The sequence below is a fragment of the Microbacterium gorillae genome, from assembly GCF_050990725.1.
GTDB classification, from domain to species: Bacteria; Actinomycetota; Actinomycetes; order Actinomycetales; family Microbacteriaceae; genus Microbacterium; species Microbacterium gorillae_A.
Genome location: NZ_CP158844.1, coordinates 881,617 through 899,019 on the forward strand (window position 1 = coordinate 881,617; position 17,403 = coordinate 899,019).

General features: G+C 69.8%; 13 protein-coding genes. 7 read left to right on the forward strand and 6 right to left on the reverse strand.

Translation table 11 applies throughout. The features are described from left to right. The first annotated feature begins 138 nt into the window (after nt 1–138). A complete protein-coding gene (locus ABTV68_RS03835; protein WP_433676303.1) occupies nt 139–588 on the forward strand; it encodes a MarR family winged helix-turn-helix transcriptional regulator in 450 nt (149 codons plus the stop codon). 2 nt (nt 589–590) lie between these two features. Here ABTV68_RS03835 and ABTV68_RS03840 read toward each other — a convergent pair whose 3' ends face one another. Further along, on the reverse strand, nt 591–1,268 hold the full coding sequence (locus ABTV68_RS03840) for an NUDIX domain-containing protein (protein ID WP_433676304.1): 678 nt from the start codon (nt 1,266–1,268) through the stop codon (nt 591–593). Nucleotides 1,269–1,317: 49 nt separating this feature from the next. Between ABTV68_RS03840 and ABTV68_RS03845 the strand changes: the two genes are divergently transcribed. Then, nucleotides 1,318–2,070, forward strand: coding sequence for a DeoR/GlpR family DNA-binding transcription regulator (locus tag ABTV68_RS03845; protein ID WP_433676305.1), 753 nt, complete (start codon nt 1,318–1,320; stop codon nt 2,068–2,070). A 25-nt stretch (nt 2,071–2,095) separates the two neighbouring features. Next, the gene (locus tag ABTV68_RS03850) at nt 2,096–2,956 is read left to right on the forward strand and encodes a PhzF family phenazine biosynthesis protein (protein ID WP_433676306.1); all 861 of its coding nucleotides are present in this window, start codon (nt 2,096–2,098) and stop codon (nt 2,954–2,956) included. 184 nt (nt 2,957–3,140) lie between these two features. Here the strand turns inward: ABTV68_RS03850 and ABTV68_RS03855 are convergent, their stop codons facing one another. Beyond that, on the reverse strand, nt 3,141–5,114 hold the full coding sequence (locus ABTV68_RS03855) for a hypothetical protein (RefSeq protein ID WP_433676307.1): 1,974 nt from the start codon (nt 5,112–5,114) through the stop codon (nt 3,141–3,143). Between the two features lie 82 nt (nt 5,115–5,196). Between ABTV68_RS03855 and ABTV68_RS03860 the strand changes: the two genes are divergently transcribed. Continuing rightward, complete coding sequence (locus ABTV68_RS03860; protein WP_433676308.1) at nt 5,197–5,622, forward strand: hypothetical protein; 426 nt, start codon at nt 5,197–5,199, stop codon at nt 5,620–5,622. Here the strand turns inward: ABTV68_RS03860 and ABTV68_RS03865 are convergent, their stop codons facing one another. Beyond that, nucleotides 5,623–6,468 (reverse strand): LysR substrate-binding domain-containing protein, encoded by an 846-nt coding sequence (locus tag ABTV68_RS03865; RefSeq protein ID WP_433676309.1) that lies wholly within the window; start codon nt 6,466–6,468, stop codon nt 5,623–5,625. An 85-nt stretch (nt 6,469–6,553) separates the two neighbouring features. Here ABTV68_RS03865 and ABTV68_RS03870 point away from each other — a divergent pair, with 85 nt between their 5' ends. The 3 genes from ABTV68_RS03870 to ABTV68_RS03880 all read left to right on the forward strand — a co-directional run bounded on the left by ABTV68_RS03870 (nt 6,554) and on the right by ABTV68_RS03880 (nt 10,899). Continuing rightward, entirely contained in the window at nt 6,554–7,888 is a 1,335-nt protein-coding gene (locus tag ABTV68_RS03870) for an MFS transporter (RefSeq protein WP_433676310.1), read from the forward strand. Nucleotides 7,889–8,088: 200 nt separating this feature from the next. Continuing rightward, nucleotides 8,089–8,889, forward strand: coding sequence for an SDR family NAD(P)-dependent oxidoreductase (locus tag ABTV68_RS03875; protein WP_433676311.1), 801 nt, complete (start codon nt 8,089–8,091; stop codon nt 8,887–8,889). 267 nt (nt 8,890–9,156) lie between these two features. After that, nucleotides 9,157–10,899, forward strand: coding sequence for a DEAD/DEAH box helicase (locus ABTV68_RS03880; protein WP_433676312.1), 1,743 nt, complete (start codon nt 9,157–9,159; stop codon nt 10,897–10,899). An 801-nt stretch (nt 10,900–11,700) separates the two neighbouring features. Here the strand turns inward: ABTV68_RS03880 and ABTV68_RS03885 are convergent. The 3 genes from ABTV68_RS03885 to ABTV68_RS03895 form a co-directional block, all read right to left on the reverse strand. Beyond that, nucleotides 11,701–13,896 carry an acyltransferase gene (locus tag ABTV68_RS03885; protein WP_433676313.1) on the reverse strand — a complete coding sequence of 732 codons (2,196 nt, stop codon included), beginning with the start codon at nt 13,894–13,896 and terminating at the stop codon, nt 11,701–11,703. Nucleotides 13,897–14,173: 277 nt separating this feature from the next. Next, on the reverse strand, nt 14,174–15,289 hold the full coding sequence (locus tag ABTV68_RS03890; RefSeq protein ID WP_433676314.1) for a substrate-binding domain-containing protein: 1,116 nt from the start codon (nt 15,287–15,289) through the stop codon (nt 14,174–14,176). Next, nucleotides 15,286–17,214: a heparinase II/III domain-containing protein gene (locus ABTV68_RS03895; RefSeq protein WP_433676315.1), complete on the reverse strand. Its 1,929-nt coding sequence runs from the start codon at nt 17,212–17,214 to the stop codon at nt 15,286–15,288. Before ABTV68_RS03895 ends, ABTV68_RS03890 begins: the two co-directional genes overlap by 4 nt. Nucleotides 17,215–17,403 lie beyond the last annotated feature (189 nt).

Consider the following 17,403-nt stretch of genomic DNA (forward strand, 5'->3'; position numbering starts at 1 on the left):
CGGCGCGACGAGCACAGGCTTCGCGAGGTGCGCCGTCGGATGCCCTGGGACGCGGGGTGGCAGCGACGACGGCTACACGAGCACGGCCGACCCTCGTGCCGGACGCACTCCCTCAGAAGCGTATGAAATAATACACTCATGACGAGCACGACGCCAGTGGCCGACGCCGACCTCGCGCGTTTCGCGGATGCCGTGATGTCGATCGCGCACCGGATCGAGCCGCGCGGGCTGGAGATTCCTGGCCGCCGCCATCTCACTCCGCGCGAGGTGCTGGTGCTGCATGAGGTGGCGGTGTCGCCGGGGATCACGGCCACCCGGATCGCGCGAGGGTTGGGTCTGCAGCGCAGCAACCTCAGTGCCACCCTGCACGCGCTGGAGCGCGAGGGCCTGCTGGCGCAAACCGCCGCCGCTGCCGGGCGCGGGGTCGGATTCCAATTGACCGATCTGGCGCAGGGAGAGCTCGCCCTCGTGCGCGCGCATCGTGCCGAGCGTCTGCGCACCGCCTCGCCGGACGTGCTGCGGGCCGTCGTCGATCAGGCGGCTGCTCTCGCCCGACTGGCCGAGAGCATCGGAGAGCAATCCGAGTAGTCTCAGGTTGTCACTCGCTGCAGCGCCCACCACTGCAGCAGCATGATCGTCTTGCCGTCCACGATGCGTCCGTCGGCGACCATGTCGAGGGCATCGAGCAACGACAATTCCACCACCTCGATGTCTTCGCCCTCCTCGCTGAGCCCGCCGCCCGCGCCGGTGCGATCCGCGCGGGAGTATGGGGCCGCGTAGAAGTGCACGCGCTCGGTCACCGAGCCGGGACTCATGTACGCCGCGAAGACCGGCGTCACGGCACCGACCTCGACCCCGAGCTCCTCCGCCACCTCGCGCCGGATGGCGGTCTCGGCGTCGTCTCCGTCGAGCAGCCCCGCCGCCGTCTCGATGAGCATGCCGTCGGGATGTTCGTTCACGTATGCGGGGAATCGGAACTGCCGGGTGAGCAGCACCGTGCCGCGCCGTTCGTCGTACAGGAGGATGGTCGCTCCGTCGCCGCGATCGTAGGTCTCGCGCTGCAGCGTGGACCAGGCGCCGTCGCGCCGCCGGTAGTCGAAGGTCGTGCGCCGCAGCACGTGCCAACCGTCGGAGGTGACCTCCACATCACGAATCCGCACGTCGGGATTTCGGGTGAGGTCGCGTCCGACCGTGTCGAGGCCGGTGCGTCCGCGTCCATCCGGGATGCCTACGCCCGGGGTGGCGCGGAGCTGTGTGTGATGAGTCATGGACCTAGAGTAAGATAAAACGTGCACAAACGTGAGAGAACGGATACGCATGCTCGCTGCAGAACGTCGTGACCACCTGCTGGCCGCCCTGCGCCGCGACGGCAAGATCGTCGCGAAAGACGTGGCCGCGCAGCTCGGTCTCTCCGAGGACAGCATCCGGCGCGACCTGCGTGATCTCGCCGCCGATGGACTGTGCCAGCGTGTGTACGGCGGTGCCGTCCCGATCTCTCCGGCCGCCACCGACTATGCCGGTCGCACGCGCATCGGCGCGGAGGGAAAGCAGCGCGTGGCCGCTGCGGCCGTGCGTCTCATCGACCCGGGCAGCACCGTGATCCTCGATGGGGGAACCACGGCGCTTGCGATCGCGGGGCTGTTGCCGCCGACGCTGGAGTGCACGATCGTGACGCACAGCCCGACCGTCGCGGCCGCGCTCGTCGATCACCCCCGTGCGGACGTGTTCATCCTCGGAGGGCGGCTGTTCAAACACTCCGCGGTGGCGAGCGGTGCGGCGGCGATCGAGGCCGCGCAGCGCATCTCGGCGGATCTGTTCCTGCTCGGCGTGACCGGCGTGCATCCGGATGCTGGCCTGACTACTGGAGACCCCGACGAAGCAGCCATGAAGCGCGCACTGGCCTGCCGGGCGGCGGAGACCTATGTGCTGGGATCAGCAGAGAAGATCGGCACGGCGTCCCCGTTCACCGTGCTCGACTTCGCGGAGGTGGCCGGCGTGATCACCGACGCCGATCCCGCCACCGACACGATGCGCCTGCTCGCCGAGCGGGTTCGCCTTCTTCCCGCATAACCGGTTCAACCAGAGAGCACCGACCATGACCGTGACCTACCGGCACGTGGACGTCTTCGCCACCCGCCCCTTCACCGGCAACAGCCTGGCCGTCTTCGCTGGCGGCGCGGATCTGTCCGCCGAGCAGATGCTCGTGATCACGCAGGAGCTGCGGCACTTCGAGACCATCTTCCTCGCGGAGCCGGACGCGGACAATGTCGTCGACGCGCGCATCTTCGACCTGTTCGAGGAACTGGATTTCGCGGGCCACCCGCTGCTCGGCGCGGCCGCCGTGCTGCATGAGTCGCACGGAAGCGCTGAGGAGCTGCCGTGGGGATTCCGGTTGCAGGAGCGCACGGTCACGATCACGACCCGCCCGACCGTGAACGGCTATCGGGTGGAGCTGGACCAGGGGGCACCGCAGTTCCTCGGGACTGTCGATGGTGATGATCGCGCCGAGGTCGCGGCCGCCCTCAACCTCGACGCGCTCGCTGATCTGCCCCTCGAAGTGGTATCCACGGGGCTCCGGTACCTCATCGTCCCGGTGCGCGGGGGACTGGACCGCGCGCGAATCGTGCGCGCCGACTTCGCGGAGCTCATCGGCCGCCACGGCGCGCAGTTCGCGTATCTGCTCGACGTCGATGCCGTCGAGGGTCGCCACTGGAACAACGACGGCGTGATGGAAGACGTGGCCACCGGAAGCGCGGCCGGCTGCGTGGGTGCCTACCTCGCCCGTCACGGCGTGGTGCCGGTGGGGGAGGAGTTCACGCTCCGCCAGGGGCGATTCACCGGTCGGCCCAGCCGCATCACGGTCAGCGCGGAAGGTGCGCCGGACGCGCTCACCAACATCCGCGTGGGCGGCGACGTGGTGATGGTGGCCACGGGAACGCTCGACGTGCTGCCCTGATGCTCGCGCTGCCGGCGCGGTGGGTCGCGATCGGTGACGACCGGTTCCGGCGGATCAACGGTGGTGCTGGTGGTGCCAGCTGCCGAGGTCGGCGGCCTCGCCGGCGGCGATCCCTGCGATCACCGGCTGTGTGCATCCGCGGTTTCGCCGCCCGGGCGACGATCGCGAGCCTGCGGCACGTTGATCAGCGGCGACGCCAGAACCCGCCGCGGGATGGCGCCTTCGGCAGGTGCGGCTGCGCTTCCGCGACGAGGCGAGCGAGTTCCGGATCGGGATGGTTCGCGTAGCGCTCGGCGAGTTGAGCCCAGGCCGCCGCGGCGTCGTCGGGACGGTTGAGCTCGTTCGCGAGGACCACGGCGCTGTTCTTCAGGGCCTTCGCCGCGCGTCGCTGCTGGGTCAGGGGCGCGTTGGCGGTCACGGAAGTGATGACGCGCGCATACGCCGCCAGCGCCTCCTGTGGTTGGGACCCGTCGTCCATGATCACCGCATCGTTCCACGCCGCCTGCGATCCCAGCTCCTCGACGGCGGCGCTCGGTGCATCCGCGGCGATCGCCATCACCTGCCGGAACGCGTGGCGAGCCATCGGACGATCCGCCAGACGGTTGACGGCATTGCCGAACTGCAGCCACGCCTGCGCGAGCAGTTCCGTTCCCACCCCGCCGTCCACGATCGCCGATTCGATGCTCAGCCGAGCGATCTCCGCGGCGCGTGCGTATTCGCGCGCGCCCAGAAGATCCACGGTCCAGTTCTGCAGGGCCGTCAGCCCCACGAGTCGTGTCGCGGCATCCGCGGACGGCTGTGCCAGGTCGAACGCGCGGCGGTACATGCGGGCGCTTTCCACGGTGTCGCCACGAGCGGACGTGGCATCGGCATCGTCGACGAGGGCGCGAACCACACCGAAGATCTCATCGCGTTCGCTGTAGTCACCGGCGCGCAATTGCAGAGCGAGGCGATTGCGTTCGGTGGTCTCACGGACGAAGTCGGGAACGGCCGGGGTGCAGAGCGCGAACGCCGCTTCGGCATCGGCGAGTGCGGACGCGTCGTCGCCGAGCTCGCTCTGGGCACGGGTGCGGGAGTTCAGCGCCATCACCAGAAGCGTGCGGATCTCGTCGGTCGTTGGAGACGGGAACCGGCTCAGGACCCGAGTGGAGCGTTCGCGGCGGGACTCGGGGTCCAACTCGTTCCAGGAGCGGGCGAGCGCGAGGCCCGCGAGGTGGGCGATCTCGTCGTGAGGCGCGTCGCCGAGGTCGCGCCAGACGGCCTCCCCCTCGCGCGCTCCGCGATCGGGTGCGTGCTGGATGAGGGTGTCGACGAGGGAGAGCCTCGCGTTCGCGAGAGCCAGGCGCTCATCGTGCGTGTGCGGCACGGTGGTGTCGCGAAGGTGCTCGAGTTCCCGGATCGCGATCTCCGGGTGGTCGGCGATACGCGCAGCCTGGACGCGTGCGGAGATCGCCGCGGCGAGTTCGCCCGCGGCCGTGGCGTCGTCGGCGAGCTGTAGTGATGCGTTGCGTGCGAGGGCGAGGTCACCCCGCGCGGTCGCGGCGGCAGTCAGGCGGTGACGCAGGCCGAGTCGCCAGTGCGGATCGTCGAGACTGGGCCACGCCAGCACGGCGGTGACCACGGCCAGGCGATCGTCATCGTCTTCGAGGTCATCCGTGCGATCCAGCACCCGAGCCACGATCAGGCCGCGGTCCTCGTCAGTCGCGGTGGGGAAGCGCGGCGCCGCCCACGGAAGGTAGGCGTCGAGGAAGGCGCGCGGGTGCCAGCGCCGGAACTGCGGATTCCAGAGCCGATTGCCGAGATGGGTGAGTTCGGGAGAGCGGTCGTCGCCGATCGTCTGGAGAAGGTGCAGATAGATCGGGACCGGGGTGTCGCCGGTGAGGTGGGCACGCGCGTGCTCGGCCCAGTACTCACCGAAGAGGCGCTCGCGGGTGCCGGCGTGCGGCGATGCGGCAGCCTGCGCGGCGACGGAGGCGAGCTCGGCGTACGAGTCCAGATCGTGAAGCAGCGGACAGAGGGAGAGAAGCACCGGGACGGCATCCTCCGCTGGCGTGGACGCGAGCAGCTCACGCAACCGATCGGCACCGTGCACCACGGAGGAGACGTCGTCGTGGTCGATCTCGGCCTCGATGCGGGTGATCCGCTCGTGAATCGTCATGGCGTCCCTTCCTGCGTCGCTATACAGACTTAAGCAGGTATCCGACCTTCCCCACTGGGCATAGTTAGGTTAGCCTTACCTTATGTACAGTGCGCAGGGAGATCACTTCGTTCTTGCCGGTGTCGCCGGTGACGTGCCGGTGCTGAACCGACTTCTCGCCGCGCTGCCCGACGACGGTTACGGGCAGGTGTTCCTGGAGAGTACCGGGCCGATCGTGCTGCGCGGGTGGCCCGGCCCCGCAGGTATCGTTCCGCTCTCGGTGCGACAGGATCTCGCACCCGCGTCCGGGGGCCGCCTCCCGGGCCCGGGGGAGGTGCTGGCCGAGGCCCTGCGAGCGTGGGCTGCCGAGTGGCTGCCACCCGTCGGCCATCCGGATCCGCTGCCGTACACGCTCTGGATCGGGGCTGTCGGGTATCCGCCCGTCGACGAATTCTGTGCCGAGTTGATGCGCGATTACCCGTGGCTGCACCTGCACCACGCGTCGATGGTTCCGAGCGGCGAGAGCTGATCAGCCCAGCGGGCTCGAGGTGATCGCGGCGCTCAGCGCCTCCACCGCCGGCCGCGAGGCTGCGGGGTCGTCGAGGAGTGCGAACTCCATCACACCCAGGGGTGGAAGCCGGAGCGCGCCATCCACACGCTCCAGGTCGCCGGGCATCATCGTGGCCGGGAAGACAGCCACGCCGAGCGCCGCGCGCACCGCCGCCAGCACCCCGGTGATGTCGCGAACGGTGCAGGCCGTGCGCCAGCGACGGCCGGCTTCCTCCAGCGCGTCGATCGCGGACTGCCGGGAGTGGCTCGGTCGCGGGTAGGTCACCAGCGGCACGGGGTCCTCGGCATCGAAGCGCAGCGACGGATGCGCGCCCCAGATGAGCTGCTCCCGACGAACCACGCGTCCCTCTTCGATCCCCGGCTCCCGACGCACGTAGACCAGATCCAGGCCGCCGGCCTTGAGCCGGCGCACCAGTGCGGCGGACTGGCCGACCGTCACCTCGACATCGACACGGGGATTGCGGCGGCGGAAGTCCCGAAGGATCCCGGGGAGGTGGGTGAGCGCGAGGTCATCGGCGGTGCCGAATCGGATGCGCGTGCGTTCGGCGGGACCGGCGAAGAACGCGTGCGCCTCATCCAACACGGCCAGGGCGCGGCGGGCGAAGCCGAGCATCGCCTCGCCGTCGTCGGTGAGGGCGACGCTGCGGGTGTCGCGGGCCACGAGCACGCGATCCACCTGCTGCTCCAGTCGACGAATGCGACCGCTCACCGTCGGCTGACCCACGCCGAGCTGGCGGCCGGCGGCGGAGAAGTTGCGCGTCTCGGCGACGGCCACGAAGCATCGCAGCAGCTCGGGATCGTACATTCGTGCCCTTTCATCATCGAACGTGATGACACATATCTATCTCATGCCGTTACGTGATGGAAGCGGAGCGCATACGGTGGAAGTCATGTCAGCCCCGACCGGCAGCTATCCCGGTGCATATCCCCTCACCGAACCGCTGCCGGTTCTCACCGCCCGGCCCACCCTGCGTGCGACGTTCGCTTCACTGTCCGTGCCGAACTTCCGCTGGTACGCCGCGGCGCTCGCCGTTTCCTCCGCGGGTGCGTGGCTCGCGCGCATCGCGACCGACTGGTTGATGGTGGAGCTCACGGGCAATGTGGCGCTGATCGCGCTCGTCGTGACGTTCCAGCTGCTGCCGCCGATGCTCCTCGCTCCGTGGGGCGGGGTGGTGGGTGACCGGTTCTCCGCGCGGCGCACGGTGATCGCGGTCCAGCTGCTGCTGGTCGCAGCGTTCCTCTCCCTGGCGATTCCCGCCGTGCTCGGGTCCGCGTCCGTCGGGCTCATCATCCTGACGTCCCTGCTCGTGGGGATCAGTGCTGCATTCGAGGGCCCGAGTCGTGCGGTGTTCGTCGTCGAGGTGGTCGGCACGCGCGGGCTCGCCAACGCGATGGGGCTCAATGCCGCCGTTCAGCAGTGCGCGGGGATCGTGGGTGCCGCCGTCGCGGGCATCGCGATCGCCGGCCTCGGTGCCGGGTGGGCGATGATCATCGGTGCGAGCGGACCCGTGATCGGCGTCATCGGGCTGCTGCTCATCCGCCGTGATCGACTGCACCCCGCCATCAAGGTGCCCGCCCAACGCGGCCAGATCCGCGAGGCGATCCGCTACGTGCGCCGTAAGAACGACATCGGCGCTTCGCTGGTGCTCATCACCGTCCTCGCCGTGTTCGGACTGACCGGATCGGTGCTGTTCGGCTGGGCGGCGCGTGACCAGTTCGATCTCGGCTCCGCCGGCTACAGCCTGTTCCAGGCGATGGCCGCGCTCGGCGCCTTCGTCGGGTCGCTGCTGGCGGCGCGTCGTCGCCGACTCCGGATGCGAGACAACGCGCTGCTGCTCGCCGTGTCCGGCGCCATCTGGGCGGTGACCGGGTTCGCGCCGACTCCCGCACTCTTCATCGTGGCGATGGTGGCGGCGCTCGTCATCCGGCTTATGTTCATGGTGGCCAACGACTCCCTCACGCAGCTGTCGACCAACGGCGCGATCCGTGCGCGCGTGGTGTCGCTGTACATGATGTGCGCCACGGGTGCGCAGGCGCTCGGCGCCGTGCTCACGGGGTGGGCGGTCGATGCGCTGGGCGGGCAGATGACGTTCCTCGTCACCGGGCTGGTTCCGCTCGCGGTGGCCGGCGGTATTGCAATCGCGGCGACCATCGGCCTGCGGCGGCAGCGCGGTCCACGCCCGCCCCGTTCACCCCGCAGCCGTGGAGTTCTGGCGGCGGACTGAGCCACCCTCCGCCGTCACGCCGCGCGTGCTGCCACTGGGGTCCCGTGCTCTCGTGGTCTCGTGCTGGGGCCCGTCGGCTTCGCCGTGGCCCGCGAGACTTCCGTCTGTGGGTGACAATCGCCGCTTTGCACGGATTCTCGCCCACAGACGGAAGTCTCGCGGGTGATGGGTTGCGGTCTCGGCGGTGCCAGGATGAGCGCATGACGCGTTGGCGGTGGGGCGGGACACACGTACTGGTCACGGGAGGATCGGAGGGGATCGGGGCGGCCGTGGCCGCTGCGGTTCGAGAGCGCGGGGCTCGGGTGACGATTCTGGCGCGTCGCCCCGGCCCGCTCGGCACGGTCGCGGCGCAGATCGATGCGCTCGCGGTTCCGGCCGATGTCACCGACGCTGGTGCTCTCCGTGCGGCGGTCGCGACGGCGATCGATGTGAACGGGCCGATCGACGTGCTCGTGCACTGCGCCGGGACCGCGCTGCCGGGTCGTTTCCTCGACGTGACGGAGCAGGAGTTCGCCGATCAGATGCGGCTGAATCACCTGGGGACCGTGAACGCTCTGCGCGCCGTGCTCCCGGGAATGGTCGAGCGAGGTGTGGGACGCGTCGTCGTCACGAGTTCCACGGCCGCCGTGCTGCCGGTGCCGGGCTATGCGGCCTACGGCGCGGCGAAAGCGGCCGTCGCCATGCTGGCGGCCGTGATCGGCACGGAGGTGGAGCCGCGGGGCGTGCGGATCGGGGTGCTGTATCCGCCCGACACGAAGACCCCGGGATTCGACGCCGAGAACCTGCGCAAGCCACCCGAGACGGCGGCGATCTCGGCCGGTATCGCACCGCAGAGTCCCGAGCGTGTTGCTGCGGTGGTGCTGCGTGGAGTGGAGCGTGGTTTGCGCAGCATCACGGCCGACTTCCTCACCCGCGCCCTCCTGGTGATGCCGGGAGTGCTGATTCCGGTGATGCGTCCGGTGCTGGCTCGCATCGCGCGCCGGGCGATCGCGCGGGCGTGAAGGAATCAGCGTCGCGAACGGAGGGGATTTCCTCGAACGGAGGATGATTCTTCAGCCCGTGCACTATTTCCGGTGAAATCTCCTCGTTCGGTGCACCGCGTGCGTCTGTCCGGACCGGCGGGGCTGTCGTTCAGGTGCGCGTGGTAACCTCGTGGGGTCTCCTCCGCCATCGCGGATGATCCCCTTCACTTTCCGGCCGCATTCGCGGGCCGGTTCCCGTGCGCCTGACGCACGATGACACCCGTGCGAATCGCACGACGAAAGCAGATGATGACTTCCTCCTTCCTGGAGCTGGGCGTGCCCGCTCCGCTCGTGGACGTTCTGGCCGCCGACGGCAAGGCTTCTCCCTTCCCGATCCAGTCCGCCACGCTCCCGCACTCCCTCGCCGGCCGCGACATCCTCGGCCGTGGCCGCACGGGCAGCGGCAAGACCATCGCGTTCTCGCTGCCCTTGGTGGCGCGCCTCGCCGAGTCGCGCCGTCCGCGCACGCCCGGTCGTCCGCGCGGTCTGGTGCTCGCTCCCACGCGTGAGCTGGCCACTCAGATCGCCGCGACTCTCACCCCGCTCGCCGACGCCGTCGGCCTGCGGGTCATGACCGTGTTCGGTGGCGTCAGCCAGAAGCCGCAGGAGCAGAAGCTTCGCGCCGGCACGGACATCGTGGTCGCCTGCCCGGGCCGTCTGGAAGACCTGATGAAGCAGGGCCACGTCGAGCTCGGCAGCATCGAGGAGACCGTGCTGGACGAGGCCGACCACATGGCCGACCTCGGCTTCCTGCCCGGCGTGACCCGCATTCTGGCGGCCACCCCCGGCACCGCACAGCGCCTGCTGTTCAGCGCGACGCTGGACAACGGCGTCGACAAGCTGGTGCGTCGCTTCATGACCGATCCGGTGCGCGCCGAGGTCGACGAGCTGAGTGTTCCCGCCGGCGAGATGACGCACCGCGTGCTGATGATCGCCGACGCCGAGGAGAAGACCCGCGTCGTCCGCGAGCTCGCATCGGGGACGGGGCGTCGCATCCTGTTCATGCGTACCAAGCACCACGCGAAGAAGCTGGCCAAGCAGCTCACCGCCGCGGGCATCCCCGCCGTGGACCTGCAGGGCAACCTGTCGCAGGGCGCTCGCGAGCGCAACCTCGCAGCCTTCGCCGCTGAGCCGGAGCAGGGTGGCGTTCGCGTGCTCGTCGCGACCGACGTGGCCGCACGCGGCGTGCACGTCGATGACGTCGAGCTGGTCGTCCACGTCGACCCGCCTGCCGAGCACAAGGCGTACCTGCACCGCTCGGGTCGCACCGCGCGCGCCGGTGCGTCGGGCACGGTGGCCACCCTCGTGCTTCCGACTCAGAAGAAGGACGCGAGCGACGTCCTTCGCGCCGCATCGATCCGTGTGCCGTTCGAGAACGTGGATGCATCGTCTGCCGTCGTTGCAGAGCTGGTCGGCGAGAAGGCCGCGTATCGCGCTCCCGAGCCCGTCGCGCCGAAGCAGCCACAGGGCAAGAAGAAGTCCGGTGGCCGTGGCGAGGCCGGTGGCACGCGCACGGTTGCGGAGGCGGCAGCGGCTGGATCGCGTCGTGGCGGTCGTGGTCGCACGGGTGGGCAGGGCGGCGACGCGCAGCGCGCCGAGAACACCGGTGGACGCGGTCAGTCGCGTCGTGGGCAGGGCGGCGATGCCGGTCGTGGCCAGGACGGCGGACAGCCGCGTCGTGGACAGGGCTCGGGCGAAGCTCGTCGTGGACAGGGCTCGGGCGAAGCGCATCGGGGACAGGGCTCGGGCGAAGCGCGTCGTGGTCAGGACGGCGGGCACGCGCGCGTCGGTCAGGGCCGTGGCGGAAACGCCGGTGGCCGCAGCGGTGGTCGTGGCGGCTCGTCCGCCGGCACCGTGTACTCCACGTCGACCCCCGGCTCTGCGCCGTCACGTCCGGTCGATGGCTCGCGTCGCGCTCAGCGCCCCGCGGGTGAGCCGCCGCGCACCGACGCCCCGCGTCGCCGCCGCGCCTCACGCCCGCAGGGCTGAATCTGCCCCAGCGATCTGACACCCCCACGGACTTCCGTGGGGGTGTCGTCGTCCGGCGGCGTGCAGCGGGGTGGCACTGGAGGTTCGGGCGTCGCGGCCTGAGGTCGGTGCTCCGAGACGAGGACGAAGACACCGAAATAGGGCCTCGCGGCTCCCGCAGTCCTATCGCGGCGACAGTCTCCTCATCTGGTGCAGTCGCTGGCGCGTATGCGTGGGCGAGGGACGAGGATCGGGGCGATGGACACCGCGGGGGCGGTAGGCGAGGGCTTCAGGTCCGTCGAGATGATCGGCGAGGTAGCCACGAGTCTCAACGGATTCTCATGGGGAGAGTTGTTGTCTCGACGATGTCGATGCTTCGAAACGAGGGGGCTCCGGCACGCGCGCCGAGTTTGCGCGGCCAAGCCTCGAAGGCGCGGCGCCTGAGTGGCACGAGATGAGGGCGATGACTCCGACGTAGCGTGGCGTGGCTGCCACCGTCCTATCGCGGCGACAGTCTCCTCATTTCGCGTACTCAGGTGTCACGGGGAGGTGGGCGCGCGGCCATGGTGCGGCGACGCGCGGCACGAGATGAGGGCGATAACTCCGACGTAGGGTGGCGTGGCCGCCTCAGTCCTATCGCGGCGACAGTCTCCTCATTTCGCGTACTCAGGTGTCACGGGGAGGTGGGCGCGCGGCCATGGTGCGGCGACGCGCGGCACGAGATGAGGGCGATGACTCCGACGTAGGGTGGCGTGGCTGCCACCGTCCTACCGCGGCGACAGTCTCCTCATCTCGGCGCACCCGCTGGCACGAACGCGCCGGTCAGAACCGAGGCTCGGGACGATGCACACCACGGGGGCGGTAGCCGAGGGCGTCGGACGCGTCGAGAAGATCGGCGAGGTACCAGACGATCGACAGCCACATCTCGGTGCCCTGCAGCCCCGGCGTCGCGATGCCTGCGGCGGGAGACTCGGCGAACGCGATCCCCGCGCCGTCCTGCCACATGCCGAGCGCCGCGTCGAGCAGCCGACGGGCAACAGAGGTCACATCATCCGAGCGGTGACCCGTGCCACGCGTGAGCCACAACGGGTGCGCCACGTCCAGCACGTTGCAGGCGTTCAGCATCCCGGGAGCGAAGAAGCGCTCATCCTCGACGTGCGTCAGCACGGTATCGATCACCGCACGCGGATAGGGGAGCGGACGACCATGCTGAGCGAAAGTGCCGCGCGATGCCCGATAGAACCCGTTCACGGGCTGGAGCAGACCGTCCGACTCCCGTGCCGAACCCCACAGCCCCGTGGTCGGATCGGCGATACGAGCGAGCGCGCCGAACAGGGCGTCGGAGGTGCCGGCCGGCACGTTCGGCTCCCACGCGAGCGCCGTCCCGTACGCGTCGATCCACGCTCCGGCCGTCCACGCGTTGGTCTGCCACGGCAGGCCGTCGACCAGCGCGGAGACTCGATCAGGAGTCAGCTCCGAGACGAGCCGAATCTCATGCGGGAAGGACGAACCCAGCAGATCCAGCGCGTAGCCGACGGCCAGCACGTGATAGGCGGCGTCCTCATCGGACCACAAGGCCTGACGCGGAACGCCGGAAGCGTCAAGCGGCGGAACAGCACCGGAGGCGGGATCCTGCCAGCCGCGCAACCGGGCCACGATGACGGCGCGATCCACGTGGGGTGGAGCGTCGGAGAGAAGCACGTCCGCGATCTCGACCGCATCGCACCAGGCACGGACCGTCGGGGATGCGCCGGGGCGATCGAGATACCGCTCACCGTCCCAGGCGCGATCCAGCACAGCCCGGGCCTGATCGCGGGCGCGATCAGCGAACGCCGCCAGTCGGGTTCGCAGTTCTGCGTCCGCGGGCGGATCCGACAGCGCGCGGAGAGTGCCGGTGATCCCGGGCGCTGCCGTCGTCGCGTCGGTGCGCAGGTCGGAGGCGCTCGTCGCGGGGCGGAGTTTCCCGCTGATGTGTGTCGTTGCTGCAGTTGTATTGCTGTGCGGCTCGGCGGAGGTAGCTTCGGCATGAAGATCTGCGCCGGACTCTGGGGTCGCCGTCATTGAGTCCGTGTGCGGGTCGGACGTGGCTCCGATGATGCGGAGCGTTCCGCTGATGCTCGGACGCTCGTCGGCAGGGATTTCTGTGGCCGGGCTTGCGTTGGCGCGGCTCGCATCCGCGGGGGTCGCTGCGGTGCGAACATGTCCTCCGATGCCGGGCACCGCTGTGGTCGCTTCGACGCGGGGTGCCGCGGAGCCGACAACTGAGTCAGTAGTCGCGTCCGCGGGGGAAGTCGGCCCGCCGACCCGCAGAGAACCACGGATGCTCGGTGCCGCCGCGACCGCATCGGGGGCTGCATCGGTCTCCGGGGCGATCCGCCACTTCAGGAATCGCGCCGGGTTGCCGCCGACGATCGCACCCTCGGGCACGTCCTTCGTCACCACAGCACCTGCCGCGAGCACGCTGCGCGAACCGACGCGTACACCGTCCAGCACCACCACGTGCGAGCCGATCCAGACGTCATCGCCGATCTCGATGCCGCGCGACACCAACGGCTGACGGAAGAACTCGACGGTGGGATCGGCCATCGTGTGATTGAAGCCGAGCAGGGACGTGTGGGCGCCGATGCGCGTGGCGTCGCCGATGCGGACATCGCCGCGGATCACCGTGTACGGATTCACACTGCAATCGCGACCGAGGGAGATGGTGCCCGTGATGTACGCGCCCGCGGCCACATAGGTACGATCACCGAGCGACAGCGCATCGCAGTCGACTGACGCGAGTGAGGACACGAAAACGTCGGTTCCGAGGTGCGTCTCAGGGCGCGCGGTGAGCGCCTCCTGCAGCAACCGCTGCGTCTCACGCGTGTGAGGTTGGGCCTTCGCCGCGAACTCCCACGGCGAGTACTCGACGGGATCGATGCCCCAGGCTGCGCTGCTGACGGGCGTTGCACCGGCTGCGTCGCTGTCGACGGGATGTGTATCGGCGGGTGGCTCAGCCGTGAAGTCGATTCCGGTCATGGTGCTCTCCGTTTTCGGATGGTTTCGGTGGTCAGCCGAGGAGCGGAACACCGCCCGATGGTCTCACGAAATGTCGATGCGGACCGGTGTGGGGGCCGTTTCTGAGACCGCTGGCCAGGGTGGTCTCAGTAACTGCGCCGTGGGCATCGCTGGGGCGCAGAAGCTGAGACCGGTCGGGCGTGAGACAGCGGGGCGCTTCGCTCGCTCAACAGCCGGGTAGTGGCGCTCAACGGCTGGGCGGCGGCGCTCAGCAACCTGGGTGTCGTTCGCCGGGGACTCAGACCGTGCGGGGCGGGGCGGTGGAGGCGCGGATGGACAGCGAAGGGCTGAGCTTCGCGCGCTCGACCGACACATCGGGCTCCGTGATGCGTCGGTGCAGGAGCCCCACCGCGGTGCGACCCACGGCGGTGCGCGGCGGGGCGACGGCGGTGAACGCCGGGGTGAACATGCGCGCCACCTCATCGTCGTAGGCGATCACCGACAGATCTTCCGGAACGGAGATCCCGCGGGTCATCGCCACGTCCACGAACGCCAGAGCCTCGGGGTCGGGGTGTACCAGCATGCCCGTCACGCCATGCGCCAGTGCGTCGTCGAGGGTGGCGGCGACCACGGAGCTGAAGTCGGGGCTGTTGCGGTCGGGGAGGTGCGCCGCGACGCCCATCGATTCCGGCAACCCGAGCTCGCGGCACGCCTCCGACCAGCCCGCGGCCACCTGTCCGGAGGTCGGGGAGGAGCGCGACAGGACGAGGGCGATGCGTTCGTGACCGAGGTCCGCCAGATGACGGGCCGCCAGCATGCCGCCGAGGGCGTGGTCACTGGAAGCGGATTCCATGGGCGACAGATCCGGCCCGCGACCCTCCCGCTCGACCAGCACCGCGGGAACCGGGGCACGGTGCAGCCACTCCAGAACCTCGTCCGCGTGCTCGGCGGCCGTGTTCGGTGCCACGATCAGGCCGACGACCCCGTCCTCCTCCACCAGACGCTCCAGCAGCGGACGCTCGTCCTGGAGCTCGTACGAAGCGCCGCGGATGAGCAGCCGATACCCGAGGCGCTCCGCCTCCTGTTCGGCGCCGCGCACCACGGTGGGCCAGTAGTAGTTCAACGACGGCACGAGGATGCCGATCGCGTCGCGCCCCGCGGCCGGCCGGACCGTCACGGGCGGCAAGACGGCTGCTTCGGGAACCTCGGACTCGTGGGCGGGAATCGCGCCGCCGTGGACGCGCAGTACCAGCCCGTCCACCTCCAACTGCGCGAGGTCGCGGCGCAGCGTGACCGGAGTGACGCCGAGCTCCTCGCTCAGCGACGTCACCTTCACGATCCCGTCGCGCGCGAGCGCGGCGAGGATGTGCACCCGGCGCTCGGGTGCCAGCATGCCGGACGACGGCTCTCTCATCGGACTTCCTCAGCTTCAGCTCGTACCAGTTCTACCGTGATCCGCGACGCGCCGCCGCTACCTGCGGGAACCTCGATTCGTGTCACGCTCTCGCCCCACACCTCGCGCAGCAGCGGATCATCGAGCGTGCGAACGGTCAGCTGCGCGGCCGGGCCGTCCCAGCGCACACGCACGTCTCCGGCGCCCTCGATCGGCGTGATGCGAACACCGCCGGGCTCCGCACACACCGTGCCCGCCACCAGCAGGTGCTGCACCGCGTGAACGCCCGGCGTCCAGGTGTCCGTAATCGTCACGGTGCCGCTGGAGCGATCCAGGCCTGCCGAGCGCACCCACGACGACACGGCCCCCGCGGGATACGCCCCGGCGATCTCCAGCGACATCGCGGAGCCGTCATCGCCGATCCGCGCGTCAACAGAGTCTGCCGCGAACGACGGCCCGTGCTCCTGCTCGTGCCCGTCGATCACGGGGACGCTGTGCCACCCGCTCTGCATCGGCCACAGCGTGTAGCGCTGCGGCGAGAACGTCACCGCCGTGTACGTCGGCCGGCCCGCGTCGATCAGCACGGGAACTCCGTCGCGCGCCACGATGATCTCGCCGATGTCGTCGTGATTGTGATTCTCGTCGTTGGTGCCGCCCTTGACGGCGAGCGTGAGTCCCGTCGCAGAACCGGCGGAACCGCGAGCCAGCAGGACCTCGGTCGACGGCCAGAACACGTCACGGGGGAGGGGAGACCCGGCGGAACGCGCGTCTCGCCAGAGCGGATCGGTGATCCCGCGCAGCAGGCGGCCGAGTCCGCTGATCTCCGTGGCCGCCGGCGTGTGCGGATCACGATGCGTCGCCGCGTGCGCCTCGGCGTCGCGATCGCCCACAGCCCGAGCCGCGCGGTGCAGTGCATGCCAGGGCTGATCGAGGGTGGGTCGTGCCTGGCCGTCGGCCAGGTTCAGGTACCAGTCGCCGCCGAGGTGGCAGCGGTGCGGGAACGCCACCGTCTCGCGCAGCGCAGCGATGCGCGCCGAGAGGGCAGCCCGCCCGCCAGTCGCGTGCTCCAACACGTCGAGGGCCTCGAGCGCGCGCAGCGCCCCGTTCCACCAGTACGCGTAGCCCTCATCGATGGCCCCGTCCTCCGGCAGTGCCGTGACGTAGCGATCCAGGCCGTCCACCACCAGCGCGATGACCCGTGCCTGAAGCGCGGAGTCATCGAGCAGACCAAGCGCGGCCACCAGCACGTTGCCGTGGATCCACGGGTTCCAGTTGTGCGGCGGACGATCCAGGCCGATCCAGTGCCAGTCCTGCCGCTGCAGGAACGGATCGAACACGCGCACGCGAGCCTCGTGCCGGATGCGGGCGCGCAATCCGGGATAGCGATCATCGAGGGCGTCGCCGAGAACATGATCCGCCCACGCCAGCTGCGCCACGAGCTCGCCCGCGCCCAGATCCAGGAACGGATCGGTCACGGTCGCCAGCACGGCACCGTGACGTGCACGGGTGTCGTCATGCGCCGGCCAGCACCACGTGCTCTGCTCGCACAGCAGCCAGAGACCGTCCGCGGCTTCGTCGAGCCACACGTCCGATCCGGTCAGCGCGGCGGCGACCACCGCGCGGCTCACCCGCTCCTGCCGACGGAACACCGCGCGCTCGTACTCCTCGCGGTTGCCGTCACGGTGATAGCGAGCGGCATCGCGCGCGAGCGGCGTCGGCCACGGCGTGCCGAGGTCGGCGGTGGCGGCGTCCAGCAGGGCGGCGCGGGTGACGGCATCGATCGCGTCCCAGACGACGCGGTCGGTGGCAGGGGACACCGGGAGGGCGTGCGGGGCAGGGAGAAGGAGATCGGTCAGCGTCTCCGCGATCCCGAGGTCGGTGAGCGCCTCCGTGATCCGTCCGCGAAACGGCGGTCTGGAGGCGGGGGGCTGCGCTGAGTCGGTCATTCGAACTCCCAGGGACGAGGTGCTGCGACGACACCGTCGCAGGAAGCGGTACTGATCATGTCGGAGATAAACGAACATCGCGAAACGATCAAAAACGATCATACACCCGCGTTGCAATGTTCGATTTGTATTGATAATCTCCGTTTTAGATCACAACGATCGTGACACGCCACACTCAATGAAGGAGCA